Consider the following 15,746-nt stretch of genomic DNA (forward strand, 5'->3'; position numbering starts at 1 on the left):
CCTGTTATGTCTGGTGAATACCCCTGCGGCCGAGCTAAGGCCGGCTATAGCATCCACGCTGTCAAGATCCTCGGTTGGAGCCAAGCTCGCGCTTCCGTCGAGTTTCAGGTGAGCAGCGGCACGGTCAGCAAGATAATTCGTGGCCATCGTTACCGCGGTCTTGGACCGCTGCCGTTCTAAGCGCTCGCCCTGGCATCGTCTTTATCGGCGATGCCAGCCGGGTCCGTCGTGAGCACGACACCGTTTGCCTCGAACACCTTCACGAACGCGTCAAGATTGTTCGTAATTGGCGTGCGGCGTCCGCGCTCAAAATCTCTCACCGTGCTCTGAGACACGCGCGCGCGGTCGGCAAGATCGTTTTGCGACCAGTTCAGCCATGCGCGGGCGGCTCGACATTGAGCGGGCGTAATCATGCATACGATTCTGCAGAGCCAACAAAATTCGTCAAGGCCATCGTTTTTCGTTGACGTAGTCGGAATGCGAGGACATTGCAGAGGTCAACGAAAAGCGTTGGCAATCGCATGCCACAGCATTTCCTCCTCTCGCGCGCTGCCTGGTCCCTTTCCCACGAGAAGGTGGCCCGCCTTTCGGATGACGACGCTTGGACCACCTGCAAGCTGATCTGACGGGAGGCGACCACAGGCTAGCTATTCTGCCCACGCTGCGGTTACCTCAAGCATTCGTTCATCGCCACCCGAAAGCTATTCAGCTTAACCAACTGCCGTCAACAGTACATCGTCACCAGCTGGACCGTTTTCGTCTCGCGCAAGCTCCCGATTCGGGATCACCTACTTGCCATCGCAATCTTCGCCAACAGCGCTAAAGGCTACTCCGCGCCACAACTCGTCCTCAATCTAGATTGTCAGCTCCAGATGGCATTCGTGATGGCTCAGAAGCTAAGCGAGCTCCTTCCGGCTGAGCATGAGGACGCTCAGCCAAGCCGAAGGGCGAACCGACCTCAGCGTGGCGGCTGGGACGCATCCGGATTGCCCCCTTCGATGACCGGCTTCACCGCCGTCACCTTGCTAGCCACCGGCTTAGCAGGAGCGGGCTTCGCCGCGGCCGGCTTGGCCGCCACCGGCTTGACCGCCGCGGGCTTCGGCGTAGCCGCAGGCGCGGAACCGGCCGGCGGGATCGCCCCCGTGGCGGCGGGCTCCGGCGCTGGGGCCGGCGTGTCGAGGTTGTAGATGTCATCGCGAAAATGCGCCGTCCCGTCCGGGGTGGCGTAGCCCGTCAGGTACACGAAGGTCACCGGCACCGGCTTGACCAGCTTGATGTCGCGGCGCTCGCCGTCGGCGATGCCGGTCTCGATCTCGATCGGGCCCCAGCTCGTGCCGGGCCCGTTGGGGCCGTCGGTGCCCTGCAGCAGCCAGCCGACCAGCTCCTTGACCTGCCCGACCCGGACGCAGCCGTGGCTGTGGAAGCGGACGTTGGCGGCGAACAGCGACTTGGCCGGCGTGTCGTGCATGTAGACGGCAAAGCGGTTCGGCATGTCGATCCGCACTTGGCCGAGCGAATTGTCGAAGCCGGAATCCTGGCGCAGCGTGTAGGCCGCGGCCTTGTTGCCGGCCCAGTCGATCTTGGTCGGGTCGACCTCGCCGGTGGGGCCGAGGATGCGGATGTGGTTCCGGGCGAGGTAGCCCGGGTTCTTGCGCATCTGCGGGATGATCTCGTTCTTCACCACCGAGGCCGGCACGGTCCAGGTCGGGTTGAAGTTGATGTCGGTGATCCGGGTCTCCACCGGGGGGGTCGCCTTGTCGGGAGAGCCGACCACCGCGACGTAGCGGCGGGCCACCGCGCCGTTCTCCACCGCCTCGACATTCGCCGAGGGGATGTTGACCACGACGTAGCGCTCGCCGAACGGGAATTTCGAGCCCATCAGCCGGGCCGCCGAGGCCGCGAGCTGGCGCTGGCGGGTGGCGGCCGGCACATTGAGCGCGTTGATCGTGAGCCGGCCAAGGATGCCGCTGTCGGGCAGGCCGTGGCGGCCCTGGAAGGCGGCGATCGCGGCCACCAGCGGCGGGTCGAGCCGGTCGCTCGGCGGCGCGTCCGCCGGCAGGTCGCCGGTCAACGTCAGGTGGTGGCGCAGCGACGGGATCGCCGGGCTGCGCTCCCCCGGCTTGAGCCGGACGAGGTCGTCGGGCAGCCGCTCCCAGCCGCCGGCCTCCGCGAAGGCGGCGTAGCGGTCGGCGACCTTCAGCGTGTCCAGGAAGGTCCGGGCGGTGAGCGTCGGGGTCGGGTCGGTGGAGACCTTGGCGTAGACCAGCGGCGCGGGCTCGCGCGTTCTCTTCGCGGGCTCGGCGGCCTTCGCCTCGGAATTCTTCGCGGGATCGCCGGGCTTGGGCTCCGGAGCCTTCGCGGGCTCCGCGGTCTTCGCGGGCTCCGGGACCGGAGCGGCCGCCGGCGGTACCGCCACCGGGACGGCCAGCGGCGGCACCGGGGGGGCCCCTTCCGCCAGCGCACCGACAGGGCCGCCGAGCAGCGCCAGCACCGAGAGACCCACGCCGAGGCGGGCGGACAGGCGGAAACGGGCCGGGACCATACGCAACACTCCCGACGGCGCCCGGGGCGGCGCGGTCGGTCGGGATGATGGGGCGGTACGGTTACCAATCCCCTCCGGTCGATCGGGGCGGCCGCTGACGCCATTCACCATCCGGCGAGGGGCTTCTTCCCCGGTGCCGCCTGCGGATATCGGTTCCCGCGGAAAAGGCGCACCCTGCCGGACCGCGAAGGACGATCAGCCGCCGCCATGCCGGATTCCGGATCCCAGCGCACCGGGGACATCCCGAGCGTGATGCCTTACCTGCCCCAGCTCGACGGGGTGCGGGCGCTCGCCATCCTGATCGTGTTCGCGGCCCATTGCGGCTACAGCCACGTGGTGCCGGGGGGTTTTGGCGTCACGGTGTTCTTCTTCCTCAGCGGCTACCTGATCACGACGCTGCTGCGGATCGAGCGCGGGCGCACCGGCACGGTCTCGCTCGCCGCCTTCTACCTGCGGCGCAGCCTCCGGATCCTGCCGCCGCTCTACCTGACGCTGGCCGCCGCCGGGGCGCTCTACGCCGCGGGGCTCCTCGACTGGATGCGGGTCGAGCCGACGGCGGTGGTCGGCCAAGTGCTGTTCCTGACCAACTATCCCGGCCTGTTCGGGACCGAGGCGGTGCTGCCGGTACCTCTCTGGAGCCTTGCCATCGAGGAGCATTTTTACCTGGTCTTCCCCCTGGCCTACATCCTGTGGCTGGGGCGTCTGCGACCGCGCCGGGCAGCGCTCGCCTGCCTGGGGCTGTGCGCCCTGGTGCTTGGGATCCGGTGCGTCAACGTCTGGCGGCTTCCCGATTACAGCCTGAACTATTCCTGGACCCACACCCGGATCGACGCGATCCTGTTCGGCTGCTGTCTCGGCCTGTGGAACAATCCGGTGATCCCGGCCGACCGGGCCTGGCGCCCACGCCTCTGGCACGTCGCCGCGAGCCTCGGGGTGATCCTGCTGACCCTGGCCGTGCGCGATCCTGCCTTCCGCGAGAGCCTGCGCTACACCATCCAGAGCGCGGCCCTGTTCGTGCCCTTCGCCTATCTGCTGCACGGCGAGGGCCGGGCGGTGCGGTGGCTCTCCGCCCGGCCGATGCGCCAGCTCGGCCTCTGGTCCTACAGTTTTTATCTCGCCCACATGGCCGTGGTGGCGCTGGTGCTGCATCAGGCGCCAAACCTGCACGGTGTCTGGCTGATGCTGGTGGCCTTCCCGCTGACGCTGCTCTGGTGCTGCGGCATGTTCACCTGGGTCGAGCGCCCGTGCGCGCGGCTGCGCCGACGGCTCCTGGCGGATCACCCGCCAGAGCCTGCTCTTGGTGCCGCCGGGCGCTCACACCGTCCCATGCGGAACGCAACGCAGCCCCCTCTCCCGAGCGGGAGAGGGTTGGGGTGAGGGATCAGGGTCTTCCGGAAAGGGCACGCCCTTCACCCTGTCCCTCACCCGCCCGGGAGAGGGGACCCGCGCCTCCTCCGGCGACGCCGCTGGCTCCTGACGACAGACAAAGCCGAACCGGCATCACCCCCGCCTGAGTTTTTCGCGCGCGGCCGTGTGATCCGGCGCCGCCCGGAAGCAATCCTGCATCGCGTGCCAGAGTGGCTTGCGTCGGAACTGCGCGTCGAGCGGCAGCGCCCGCTGGGGCAGGCCGTCCGGCCGCTTGCGGTAGGGGTGGTCGTTCAGCCACGTGTCGGGGTCGTAGATGTCCCAGGTGAGCACGTCGAGCAGGGCGGGCTCGGCCAGGACCACGTCGAGGTAGCGCCGGGCGAAGTCGGCCACCATCCGGTCGCGGGTCGCCACGTCGGACGGGAAGGCCCGGTCGTCGATGTCGAGCTCGGTGACCGCGATCCCCAGACCCATCTGGCCGATCTCGTGCAGGAAGCGCCGCAGCTGGGCCTGGTCGATCGGGACCGTGCCGGTGAGGTGCGATTGCAGCCCGAACCGCCGGATCGGCACGCCGCGCGACCGCATCGCCTCGAGCTGGCGCAGCACCTTGGTGCGCTTGGCCTCCATCCAGGGCGCGCCCTGCTCCACCGCGTCCTCGTTCCAGGTGCCGGCGGCTGCCGGGTCGGTCTCGTGCAGGATCCGGAAGGCGCGGTCGACGTAGCCGGGCCCCATCGCGGCGAGCCAGGGGGACTCGCGCAGGCCGCCGCCCCGGTCGGGATCGGCCTCGTTGCCCAAAATCTCGTTGACCACGTCCCAGGCGACGATCTGCCCCCGGTAATGCCCGGCCACGGTCTCGATCCAGCGCCGCATGAAATCCTCGGCCTGGACCGGGCTCGCCCGGCCGAGCAGCGGCGCGACCCAGGGCGGCAGGGCCGCGTGCCAGACCAGTGTGTGCCCGCGCATCCGCTGGCCGTTGCTCCGGGCGAAGCGCAGGATCGCGTCGCCCCGAGTGAAATCGGTGCGGCCGGGGGCCGGCAGCACCTCCTCCATCTTCATCTCGGTGCCGCAGACCAGGATCCCGCATTCCCGCGCCACCGCCTGCCGATAGGCGGGGGTCGAATCGAAGCGGTGAAACGGCACTTCGCAGCCGTAAAGCAGCCCTTTGGCCGAGGCCGCCGCCTGCAGGCTGTCGGCCGACCAGGACGGCTCGCCGAGGGGCCCGAAGCCGGAGGGCGCGCCCCGCGCCGCCGTGGCGAGGCCGGCGCAGGCGGCCCCGGCGAGGAGCGCGCGGCGGCTCGGCAGGCCGGGGGGTGGAATCATGCCGGGTCCTTTGAGCGTGGGCTTGCAGGGACAGAGATCTCCAACGGATGAAGCAAGCTGCCGAACATACGTCTCTCCGCCAGGGAATTCGATTTTTCAAACATCTCCAGCGCAGGCCGGATCCCCTCTCCCCGCAAGCGGAGCGAGGGGATCCCGCTTGCCGCGCCGCGCGAAGCCCATAGGCGCCCCAACTCGCCTTCGGCCCCGACTCGCCCCATCTTCGGGACACCATCTAGCCAAGGACAAAAATCATGAGCCAGCACCCCGCCATCAGCCCGGGCCGCAGCGCGGTCGTCACCGGGGCGGCGAGCGGCATCGGGCTCGCGGCGGCCAAAACCTTCGCGCGGGCCGGCATGAATGTCTGGCTCGCCGACCTCCCCGGCCCGGCCCTCGAGGAGGCCCACCGCGCCGTGGCCGAGCTCGCCGCCGTCGAGGTCCGGGCGGTGCCGACCGACGTCTCGGACCGGGAGGCCGTGGAGGCCCTGGCGGCCCATAGCGCCAAGGCCGGGCCCCCGGCCGTGGTGATGCTGAATGCCGGGATCGAGGCCGGCGGAAAACTCTTCTCCGACGCCGAGACCTGGACCCGGATCCTCGCCACCAATCTCGGCGGCGTGGTCAACGGCATCCACGCTTTCGCGCCCGGCATGATCGCGGGGGGCAAGCCCGGGGCGGTGATCGTCACCGGCTCGAAGCAGGGCATCACCACGCCGCCCGGCAACGCGCCCTACAACGTCTCGAAGGCGGCCGTGAAGGCGGCCACCGAAGCGCTGGCCCACGAGCTGCGCAACCGCGCGGGCTGCCGGACCACCGCCCACCTGCTGATCCCGGGCTTCGTCTATACCGGGCTGACCAGGGCCCGCGGCGTCGCCGAGAAGCCGGCCGGCGCCTGGACGCCGGAGGAGACCATCACCTTCATGCTGGAGCGGCTGGAGGCGGGCGACTTCTACATCATCTGCCCCGACAACGAGACCACCCGGGCGCAGGACGAGAAGCGCATCGCATGGGCCGCCGGCGACATCATCGAGAATCGGCCGGCCCTGTCGCGCTGGCACCCGGATTTTTTGGAGGCGTTCAAGCGGTTCATGGCGGGGTGATCCCCACCGTCATTGCGAGCGCAGCGAAGCAACCCAGGGCTCTGCGACGAAAGATGTTTTCAAGCGGGGTCGGAAAACGGATCGTGCCGAAATCCCGCTCTGGGGCAGCGTCATAGCTGGTGGGGGCGTTTTCCCTCGCGTCTTATCTGCGACTCTTCTCGTCCGTTCCGGCGAACGAAACGATGTGTTGCTCGGAGCCCTGGGTTGCTGCGCTGCGCTCGCAATGACGGGTCTGTATCGGACCGAGCCGCCGTTCAGCCCCCAGCCGGAGATATGCGCCGCGGACCTTCCTGACGGCAGCCCCTCGTCTGGCGAAGGGTTTGCACCCAGGTTAGGTCAGTGCGGCGCGGTTGCCGCATCGCAACCGCGCACGACACCAGGGAGCCGCACTCTTGGCCACGATCATCCCCGTCGCCTCGTTCGACTGCGTCGTGTTCGGCGCCACCGGCGATCTCACGGCGCGAAAACTCCTGCCGGCCCTGTTCTACCGGTTCCGGGACGGGCAGATCCCACAGACCAGCCGCATCATCGGCGCCTCGCGCTCGGACCTGTCGACGGACGCGTTCCGCGAGCATGCCCGGGACGCGCTCAAGCGCTTCGTGCCCGCCACCGACCTGACGGAGGACGCGCTCCACGCCTTCCTCGACCACGTGGATTACGTGGCGGTGGATGGGGCCGGCGAGAGCGGCTGGGCCGACCTCGTCGCCAAGCTCGACGAGCGGCCCGACCAAGTGCGGCCCTACTACCTCGCCACTTCGCCCGACCTCTACGGCTCGATCTGCCGCAACCTCGCCGCGCACGGCTTGGTCGGTGAGAAGTCCCGGGTCGTGCTGGAGAAGCCGATCGGCAAGGATCTGAAATCGGCCCGCGCGATCAACGACGCGGTCGGCGAGGTCTTCCCCGAATCGCAGATCTTCCGGATCGACCACTATCTCGGGAAGGAGACGGTGCAGAACCTGCTGTCCCTGCGGTTTGCCAACACCATCTTCGAGCGGCTCTGGACCTCGGACGTGATCGACCATGTCCAGATCACCGTGGCCGAGACGGTCGGGGTCGAGGGCCGGGCCGGCTACTACGACACCTCGGGCGCCATGCGCGACATGCTGCAGAACCACATGCTGCAGCTGCTGTGCCTCACCGCCATGGAGAGCCCGCTCAACCTCGAAGCGAACTCGGTGCGCGACGAGAAGCTGAAGGTGCTGCGCGCCCTCAAGCCGATCACTGCCCACGACATCCAGACCGTGACCGTGCGCGGCCAGTACGTGGCGGGCGCCGTCGACGGCAAGCCCGTCGAGGGGTACCTGACCGAGCTTGGCCACGAGAGCCGCACCGAGACCTTCGTGGCGATGAAGCTGGAAGTGCAGTCCGGGCGCTGGGCCGGGGTGCCGTTCTACCTGCGCACCGGCAAGCGCCTGCCGCAGAAGCTGTCCGAGATCGTGGTGCAGTTCCGGGCCTCACCGTTCTCGATCTTCCCTGAGGAGGCATTCGGCCGCGAGCCCAACCGCCTCGTCATCCGCCTGCAGCCGCAGGAGGGCATGAAGCTCGAGGTGATGACCAAGGATCCCGGCCCCGGCGGCCTGCGCCTGCGCCCCACCGATCTCGACATCTCCTTCGAGGAGACCTTCAAGCAGCGCTACCCCGACGCCTACGAGCGCCTACTGATGGACGTGGTCCGGGGCAACGCCACGCTGTTCATGCGCCGCGACGAGGTCGAGGCCGCCTGGGCCTGGGCCGACGGCGTGCTCAAGGCCTGGGCCGACCGCCCGGAGGCGCCGCGGCCCTATCCCGCCGGAAGCTGGGGACCCACCGCCGCCATCGCGCTGATCGAACGCGACGGCCGGACCTGGCACGAGGAGCTGCGGTAACGCGGCTTCGTCGCTTAAGGCCAAGCTGCCTTGATACGGTCAAGCCGGGTGTGGAATCTACCCCTGCCGCCGGTCACCGCCCCGCGAGAGGGCGGGTCCGGCCTCGCACGAGGGATCGACACATGCTGGACTCGAAGCAGGACTTCGCCGTCTCGGCCGAACGCTGCCTGGAGCGCTCGGTCGATTCCGCCTTGCGCGTCATCGCGGCCGCCCATGTCGAGCGGCAGGCGCCGCCGATCACCGCCGCACGCCGACGCCTGAGCGAGGTCTACGGCGCCACCCGCCTCGCCAAACGCCTGGAGCGCGAGCGGCGCAGCGCCTGACGGGGAGTTAGACCGCCCCCCACCAGCCACAATCCGTTTGCCGGACGGGCGCGGGTCCCCTCTCCTGGAGGGAGAGGGACGGGGTGAGGGGTGTGACTTCTCCGGAAAGTCCTGATCCCTCACCCCAACCCTCTCCCGTTCGGGAGAGGGGGGCGCGTTGCGGCCTACGTCCGCCGGTGTGCCAACGCCGTTGGTCAAACAATAGCGTCCCAGGTCTCGCTCAACGGGGTCGTCCCGCGCACCAGCCGAGCCCTCAGGACGACATCGCCCGCCGGCATCGTCTGGGGCGGGCGCCATTCCACGTAGATGCGCCAGCCGCCGGTCTGCGGCACGACGTTGGCGACCGGCTCGTGCAGGGTGCCGGCGCTGGCCGAGACCTCCGCGGCGATCGTCTCGTCCGCGCCCTTCGGCAGCGACGGCCCCTCGAAATCGATCACGCAGAGCCGCCGGGCCGGGTTCGGCGGCTCGGTCGGACGCAGGCGCTCGGCCGAGCCGAACCGGGTCGTGGTGACCCGGGCCAAATCCGGTTGCGGCATCGCGTCCGCCGGCTCCGCCCCCACGGTCGTCAGGCCGTAGGCCAGTTGCAGGGCGGTGCCGGGCTGCACAGGCGCCGCCGGCACGAAGGCCGCCACGATGTTGTCCATGTACTCCTCCGCCGAGGGGATCTCGTAGAGCTGCACCGCGCCCTCCGCGAAGGCCCCCTCCGGACCGGGCGCGACCCACAGGCCGGGTCGGGCCTCCTGACGCGCCTCCACGTCGAGATAGGCGGCAAAGCTCCGCTCGCGCTGGAGCAGCCCGAAGCCCGAGAGCGGCTTGGCCGCAAACGCCGAGATCTGCGGCTGCTTGCGACCGTTGACCAGGGGCCGCCACAGCCGATCGGCCGCGGTGGCGACGCAGAGCCCGTCGGAATCGTGTACCTGCGGGCGGAAATCGTCGAACGGCTTCGCCCCCCGGGCGCCCGGTCCGTTCTGGCCATACAGGAACATGCTGGTGAGCGGCGCGAGCCCGAGCTGCGCGATCGGCCTGCGGGGATAGAGCGCCGCCGTGACGGCGATCCGGGCTGGGTCGCCTGGGGTGATCACGAACCGGTAGGCACCGGAGACGCTCGGGCTGTCGAGGAGCGACAGCACCGTGAGGCTGCGCGCCTCCGGCTCCGGCTCGCACAGCCAGTGGGCGGCGAAGTCGGGAAACTCTTCCCCTTCCGGAGCGCCGGTGCCGATGGCGAGGCCTCGGGCCGAGAGCCCGTATTCCTGGCCAGCTGCGCGCAGCCGGAAATAAGAGGCGCCGAGAAAGACCAAAAACTCCTCTTGGAAGCCCGTGGGCCGCCAGGCTGGCGTTTCCGGGAAGGCGTAGTGCAGGCGAAACCCGGCGAAGCCGAGATCGGCCGGAAAACTCTGGCCGGCGAGCCGTCCGCCGAAATCGAACAGCCGGCTCTGGTAGGGGATCTCCCGGGCCGATCCGCCGCGCGGCTGCAGATAGAGCGCCACGCGCTTGCGCTGCAGGAAGCCGCGGTGGAACAGCTGCGCGCTGAAATGCCGTCCGAGAGGAACGCTCTCGGACGGCCGGAAGACGATGTGGCGATAGCCGTCATAGTCGAGCCTGGCGAGCGCCGGCGGCAGCTCCGTGGGGGGCGCCGCGTAGGGCGCGGCCGCGCGGCGCTCGGCCTCGGCCGACAGGGTCTCGAAGGTCATCGCACCGGCGTTCACGGCACCGTCCCGCGGGCTGCCGGAAGCCGGACCCTGCGGCTGAAGCGCCGCCCCGGCCCATGTTCGGGCGCCATTCAGATCGATAGCGCTAGGTATAATACTGCCGGCAGTCGCGGTCAGGACGGTCTTGAGAACGCGGCGTCGGGAGGGGGGATCGATCCGTTCGGCCTCCGGCTGCCTGTGCGGCCGGGTCGGCTGCGTGTCCTCACCCCGATCATCGGTGTCCACGCTCATCGGTTCCCGCCCGCACGCGGCGAGGCAGCCGACAGCCTTCCACGGTCGAGTTCCTCGCACCATGTCTTCACGGGTCACCCCCTCCGCCGAGCGGCCGCACCGGAACGCCCATCCGGGCGCTCCCGATCCCCAGCTCATGAATACTCCGGCCATGGCGCTCGAACCCGAGGCCTGGGCCGTTGGCAGGCGGGCCTTGCTGGCCCGGCGCCTCGCCCTGGCGATCCCGAGCCTCGCCGCCGCCGGCGGTCTCGCATGCCTGGCGGAGCGCGCCTACCCGGCCGGCGCCAGCCCCTTGGCCTGGGCCATCCTGGTCCTGTTCGGCCTGGTGATGGGCTGGCAGGCGTTCGTCGCCTGCCAATACGTCTACGGGCTCGTCGCCGCCATCCTCGGCGACCGGGCGAGATCGGTTCTGGAGCGCCGCTCCGAGGCCGCTGAAGTCCCAGCTGCAAGCTCCGGCCGCACCGCCGCCGTGGTGGCGATCCACGCCGAGGACGCGGTGGCGGTATTCGCCCGGCTGCGAGTGATGGCCCGTTCGCTCGCACGAGCGGACGCGCACGACATCGACATCTTCGTCCTCTCGGATACCCGGGACGGGGCGATCGCGGCCGTGGAGGAGCACGAATTCGCCCGCATCCAGGCCTGGACGAAGGCCGACCCGGCCCTGCCGCGGATGCGCTATCGGCGCCGGACCGAGAATACCGGCCGCAAGGCCGGCAATATCGGCGCGTTCTGCCGCAGCCATGGCGCGGACTACGCCTATATGATCGTCCTCGACGCCGACAGCCTCATGACCGGCGCGGCCATGACCCGGCTCGTGGGCCTGATGGACGAGAGCCCCCGCACCGGCCTGATCCAGACCGTCTCCTACGCGGCCGGCCGGGACACCCTGTTCGCGCGCGTCCAGCAATTCGCCGTGCGCCTCTACGCGCCCTTGGCTTTGCGCTGCCTCGAGACCTGGCAGGGCCCTGAGGGCAGCTACTGGGGCCACAACGCCATCCTGCGGATCGAGGCCTTTGCCGAGAACGCGCAGCTCCCGGTCCTGCCGGGCCGGGCACCGCTGGGCGGCGAGATCCTGTGCCACGACATCGTCGAGGGTGCCCTGATGGTCCGCGCCGGCTGGGAGGTGCGCCTGCTGCCCGAGATGGGCGGCACCTGGGAGGAGATGCCCACCAACCTCGTCGACCTGCTCGGCCGCGAGCGCCGCTGGTGCCAGGGCAACCTCCAGCACCTGCGGGTGCTGCCCTGGGCGGGGCTGCACGCCGCCAGCCGCTGGCACCTCGCGGTCGGCATCCTGGCCTACGGCATGCTGCCGCTCTGGATCGTCTTCCTGGGGCTAGCCTCCTGGCAGGCGGCCCGGACCGGCGACCTTGGCCTGCTCGCCTACGGGCTGACCGGGCACGGTGCGGCGGCCCACGGTCTCGCCGCCCTCAGCCTCGCGGTGCTGGCTTTTCCCAAGGTCTTGAGCCTCGGCCATGTCCTGGTCTCGCCGACCCGCCGGGCGGCCTTCGGCGGCACCCGGGCGCTGCTGGCGAGCGCCGCCCTGGAGCAGGTCGTCTGGGTGTTCCTGTGGCCTGTGCTCACCCTGTTCACCGCCGGCGCCGTGGTCTCGACCTTCCTGGGCCGGGTTGTGCGCTGGGAGACCCAGGACCGCGACGACCGGCAGGTCTCCTGGGCCGAGGCGTTCCGGCTCCAGGCCGATGCCGTGGTGGTCGGGGCGCTGATCGTCTTCGCCCTGGTCTGGGCCGGCGATGCCTGGCTCGGCCTGTGGCTGGCGCCCCTGGCGCTGGCGCTGCTGGCGAGCCCGGCCCAGAGCGTCTGGACCAGCCGGTCCGATCTCGGCCGCGCCGCGAGGGCCCGGGGCCTTTTCCTCACCGCCGACGACACCGCGCAGGCGCCGGAGCTGGCCGAGCTGACCCAGATCCGCGGCCTGCCGGCCGCCGCAGCTTCGGTCCGCACGGCGCCGCTAACGCCGGCCATCTGGCTCGCCGCCGACGAGGCGTGAGTTTTTTTGAAAGCCGGGCGGGTCGGAACACGCCCGACCCGCCCGGCCCATCGCGCGATGACGGCCAAGCTGCCACAGTGTTGCCATCGAGTCACGGAGGGGCGGAACCGGCTAAGCATGGCGGTTTCAGGCTTGGATTTGAGACGCGAGCGTTTACCCCTTGGCGAGGATCGGCACGGCATCGTGTCCCGGTAATTCGCCGCGTTCCCAACTCATTCCGCGCCTGCCCCGAGAGGCTTTGATGCGTCGTTTCCTTCCCGCCCTCGTAGGGCTCATCGGCGTGGCCGCCTGCGCCGCGCCGGCGCTGGCCTACGAGATCGACCCGCTGACCCGCCAGCCGCTGAACGACGCGCTCTCCGTGCGGGTGCGCCCGCAGGCTATCGAAACGGTCGCGGTGCCGGTGGCCAACGCCTCCCTCAACCCCGCCGACCCGCTGACTGCAGACGCGGCCGTGCCGCAGATGTCGGCGATCCCGCGCGAGACCGTGGCCTATAACGGCCCCTACGGCGCCGGCACGATCGTGGTCTCCACGGCCGAGCGGCGGCTCTACTACGTGCTCGGCGGCGGCCAGGCCCTGCGCTACGGCGTCGGCGTCGGCCGTCCGGGCTTCACCTGGGGCGGCGTCCAGACCATCACGATGAAGCGCGAATGGCCGGATTGGCGTCCGCCGTCGACCATGCTGCGCCGCCGGCCCGACCTGCCGCGCTACATGAAGGGCGGCATCGAGAACCCGCTCGGCGCCCGCGCCATGTATCTGGGCGGCTCGATCTACCGGATCCACGGCTCCAACGAGCCGGAGACCATCGGCACCGCCGTGTCCTCGGGCTGCATCCGCATGACCAACGAGGACGTGATGGATCTCTACACCCACGCCAAGGTCGGCACGAAGGTCGTCGTCCAGCGCTGATTTTGGGATTTTTTGATGAGGGCCGGCCGCGAGGCCGGCCCTTTTGCGTTCAGGCTGCCGGCAGCGTCACCAGCGTGTCCGGGCGCTTCACCTCGATCTCGATGAACGCGATCGGGTGCTCGGACCCGTTCATCACGTCGTGCCGGATGCCGGCCGGACGCATGTAGGATTGGCCGGCCGCGAGCGCCGTCTCGCTGACGGCGGCGCCGTCGTGGACGCGCAGGATCCCGTCCACCAGCATCACCACGAAATAAGGCCAGCCGTGCTCGTGCCAGCCGGTCACGGCGCCCGGCGCGAAATCCCAGCGGGTGATGCGGACCGCCGCGTCGTCCTGCTGGATCGTGGGCGTTGCGGGGATGGTGCAGGCGAAGGCCATGGTGGCTCCGGGGAAAGCGGTCGATCAATCGGCGTGCCGTCACGACGATGCAAGCTTTCGGCCTCCTCAGCGGCGCGAGTTGACCCATGCCGTCATCGCGAGCGGAGCGAAGCGACCCAGGGTAGCGCAACCTTGGCCGGTGTGGTTGCTGGGTTGCTTCGCTCCGCTCGCGAGGACGGCGGCGTGCGAAGCCGTGGTGCGGACGCGGCCCCTCTCAATGGCAGCCGCACGAGCCCGAGCCGCAGCCCCCGGTCTGCTTCACCGGAGCGGTGCGCGCGGTCTCGCGGTCGAGGCCGCGCTCGGCGAGTTCGCTGAGGTAGGTGGTCCAGCGGGTCTCATATTCCCGCCCGAGGGTATGCAGGTAGCCCCAGCCGTAGAGGCCGGTGTCGTGCATGTCGTCGAAGCCGAGCTTGACCGCGTAGTTGCCGATCGGCTCCACGGCCAGGATCGCCACCGCGCGCTTGCCGCCGATCACCTTGCGCTCCAGGGGCGAATGGCCCTGCACCTCGGCCGACGGGCTCGACACGCGCAGGTACTCGGCCGGCAGGGCGAAGCGCGACCCGTCCTCGAAGGCGACGTTGAGCACCCGCCGGTCGGCCGACAGGCGGATCTCGGTCGGCCACAGATCCTCGTTCACGGGTCACACTCCTCAAGCATCCTGGGGCTGCGGCCCGGGTGCTGCTTGCCCACGACCGTATCGGGCATCATATGCTCAATCATGCTCGATGACATCTCCAGCACGCCGCAGGGGTTTATGGCCGACGCACCCCGCGCGCCGTCGCCTGCGCCGCTGATCGACCCGTTCCAGCGGGCGATCTCGTATCTGCGCATCTCGGTGACGGATCGCTGCGACCTGCGCTGCGCCTACTGCATGTCGGAGACCATGCAGTTCTTGCCCAAGCGCGACCTGCTGACCCTGGAGGAACTCGACCGGCTCTGCGGCGTGTTCATCGCCCGGGGCGTGCGCAAGCTCCGCATCACCGGCGGGGAGCCGCTGGTGCGCCGGGACATCATGCACCTGTTCCGCCGCCTGTCGCGCCATCTCGATTCGGGCGCGCTGGAGGAACTGACGCTCACCACCAATGGCACCCAGCTCACGCGCTACGCCGACGAGTTGGCGAGCCTCGGCGTGCGCCGGATCAATGTCTCCTTGGATACGCTGGACCCGGAAAAATTCCGGGCGATCACCCGCCGGGGCGACCTGCCGGTGGTGCTCGACGGCATCGCGGCCGCGCGGGCGGCCGGCATGAAGGTCAAGATCAACGCGGTGGCGTTGCGCGACGTCAACGCCGACGAGATCCCCGACATGATCGCCTGGGCCCACGGGCTGGGCATGGACATGACCCTGATCGAGGTGATGCCGCTCGGCGAAATCGAGGCCGACCGGATCGACCAGTTCCTGCCCCTCTCAGTGGCCCGGCAGCGCCTGGAGAGCCGCTACACCCTGACGCCGCTGCCCGACCGCACCGGCGGCCCGGCGCGCTACGTCCGGGTCGAGGAGACCGGCGGCAAGCTCGGCTTCATCACGCCGCTGACCCACAATTTCTGCGAGAGCTGCAACCGGGTGCGCTTGACCTGCACCGGCCAGCTTTATTTGTGTCTGGGCCAAGAGGACTCGGCGGATCTGCGGGCGGTTCTGCGCGCCTCCCCGGACGATGCCGTGCTGGCCGCCGCCGTGGTCGAGGCGATCACCCGCAAGCCGAAGGGCCACGATTTCGTCATCGAGCGCCAGCGCCCGGCCGCGGTGCCGCGGCACATGAGCGTGACGGGGGGGTAGCGCAACGCGCGCTCCTTCGTAAGGCTACCGGCAACACAGGTTGCCATCATGCCGTGGGAGCAGGCGTCGCGGGTCCCCTCTCCCGTGCGGGAGAGGGACAGGGTGAGGGGTGCGACCTCTCCGGATGGACCTGATCCCTCACCCCAGCCCTATCCCGCACGGGAGAGGGGGCATGTCGCGGCCTTCACACGCCACCGCACGCTTCATGCTGCCTCGTCCTTCGCGAGCAAAGCGA

Annotated in this window: 13 protein-coding genes; 7 read left to right on the plus strand and 6 right to left on the minus strand. The window is 69.8% G+C overall.

The features are described from left to right. Positions 1-176 precede the first annotated feature (176 nt). Together MKL11_RS01175 and MKL11_RS01180 are read right to left on the minus strand one after the other, a co-directional pair. Complete coding sequence (locus MKL11_RS01175; protein WP_279600173.1) at positions 177-413, minus strand: helix-turn-helix transcriptional regulator; 237 nt, start codon at positions 411-413, stop codon at positions 177-179. Positions 414-958: 545 nt separating this feature from the next. Then, entirely contained in the window at positions 959-2,542 is a 1,584-nt protein-coding gene (locus MKL11_RS01180; RefSeq protein ID WP_243939514.1) for a murein L,D-transpeptidase, read from the minus strand. A 207-nt stretch (positions 2,543-2,749) separates the two neighbouring features. Between MKL11_RS01180 and MKL11_RS01185 the strand changes: the two genes are divergently transcribed. Continuing rightward, positions 2,750-3,919, plus strand: a complete 1,170-nt coding sequence (locus MKL11_RS01185; RefSeq protein ID WP_243939516.1) for an acyltransferase family protein — start codon at positions 2,750-2,752, stop codon at positions 3,917-3,919. Between the two features lie 123 nt (positions 3,920-4,042). On the opposite strand, the gene MKL11_RS01190 is transcribed toward MKL11_RS01185, so the two are convergent. Beyond that, on the minus strand, positions 4,043-5,227 hold the full coding sequence (locus tag MKL11_RS01190; protein ID WP_243939518.1) for an endo-1,4-beta-xylanase: 1,185 nt from the start codon (positions 5,225-5,227) through the stop codon (positions 4,043-4,045). 251 nt (positions 5,228-5,478) lie between these two features. On the opposite strand from MKL11_RS01190, the gene MKL11_RS01195 reads away from it, so the two are divergent. The 3 genes from MKL11_RS01195 (at position 5,479) to MKL11_RS01205 (ending at position 8,509) form a co-directional block, all read left to right on the plus strand. Next, a complete protein-coding gene (locus tag MKL11_RS01195) occupies positions 5,479-6,321 on the plus strand; it encodes an SDR family NAD(P)-dependent oxidoreductase (protein WP_243939520.1) in 843 nt (280 codons plus the stop codon). Positions 6,322-6,713: 392 nt separating this feature from the next. Further along, the gene (zwf, locus tag MKL11_RS01200; RefSeq protein ID WP_243939523.1) at positions 6,714-8,186 is read left to right on the plus strand and encodes a glucose-6-phosphate dehydrogenase; all 1,473 of its coding nucleotides are present in this window, start codon (positions 6,714-6,716) and stop codon (positions 8,184-8,186) included. 122 nt (positions 8,187-8,308) lie between these two features. Then, on the plus strand, positions 8,309-8,509 hold the full coding sequence (locus MKL11_RS01205; RefSeq protein ID WP_243939525.1) for a hypothetical protein: 201 nt from the start codon (positions 8,309-8,311) through the stop codon (positions 8,507-8,509). 194 nt (positions 8,510-8,703) lie between these two features. Here MKL11_RS01205 and MKL11_RS01210 read toward each other — a convergent pair whose 3' ends face one another. After that, on the minus strand, positions 8,704-10,200 hold the full coding sequence (locus tag MKL11_RS01210; RefSeq protein WP_243939549.1) for a glucan biosynthesis protein: 1,497 nt from the start codon (positions 10,198-10,200) through the stop codon (positions 8,704-8,706). Between the two features lie 310 nt (positions 10,201-10,510). On the opposite strand from MKL11_RS01210, the gene mdoH reads away from it, so the two are divergent. Both mdoH and MKL11_RS01220 read left to right on the plus strand, forming a co-directional pair. Next, positions 10,511-12,451, plus strand: a complete 1,941-nt coding sequence (mdoH, locus tag MKL11_RS01215; protein ID WP_243939527.1) for a glucans biosynthesis glucosyltransferase MdoH — start codon at positions 10,511-10,513, stop codon at positions 12,449-12,451. Positions 12,452-12,692: 241 nt separating this feature from the next. Further along, positions 12,693-13,358: a L,D-transpeptidase gene (locus MKL11_RS01220; protein ID WP_243939528.1), complete on the plus strand. Its 666-nt coding sequence runs from the start codon at positions 12,693-12,695 to the stop codon at positions 13,356-13,358. Between the two features lie 49 nt (positions 13,359-13,407). Here the strand turns inward: MKL11_RS01220 and MKL11_RS01225 are convergent, their stop codons facing one another. Continuing rightward, a complete protein-coding gene (locus MKL11_RS01225) occupies positions 13,408-13,734 on the minus strand; it encodes a cupin domain-containing protein (RefSeq protein WP_243939529.1) in 327 nt (108 codons plus the stop codon). Between the two features lie 214 nt (positions 13,735-13,948). Beyond that, entirely contained in the window at positions 13,949-14,371 is a 423-nt protein-coding gene (locus MKL11_RS01230; protein ID WP_243939530.1) for a gamma-butyrobetaine hydroxylase-like domain-containing protein, read from the minus strand. A gap of 117 nt (positions 14,372-14,488) precedes the next feature. Here MKL11_RS01230 and moaA point away from each other — a divergent pair, with 117 nt between their 5' ends. Continuing rightward, positions 14,489-15,511, plus strand: coding sequence for a GTP 3',8-cyclase MoaA (gene moaA, locus MKL11_RS01235; RefSeq protein WP_243939535.1), 1,023 nt, complete (start codon positions 14,489-14,491; stop codon positions 15,509-15,511). The last annotated feature ends 235 nt before the right edge of the window (positions 15,512-15,746 follow it).

Origin of the sequence: Methylobacterium sp. J-077 (assembly GCF_022829365.1) — a bacterium.
Lineage (GTDB): Bacteria > Pseudomonadota > Alphaproteobacteria > Rhizobiales > Beijerinckiaceae > Methylobacterium.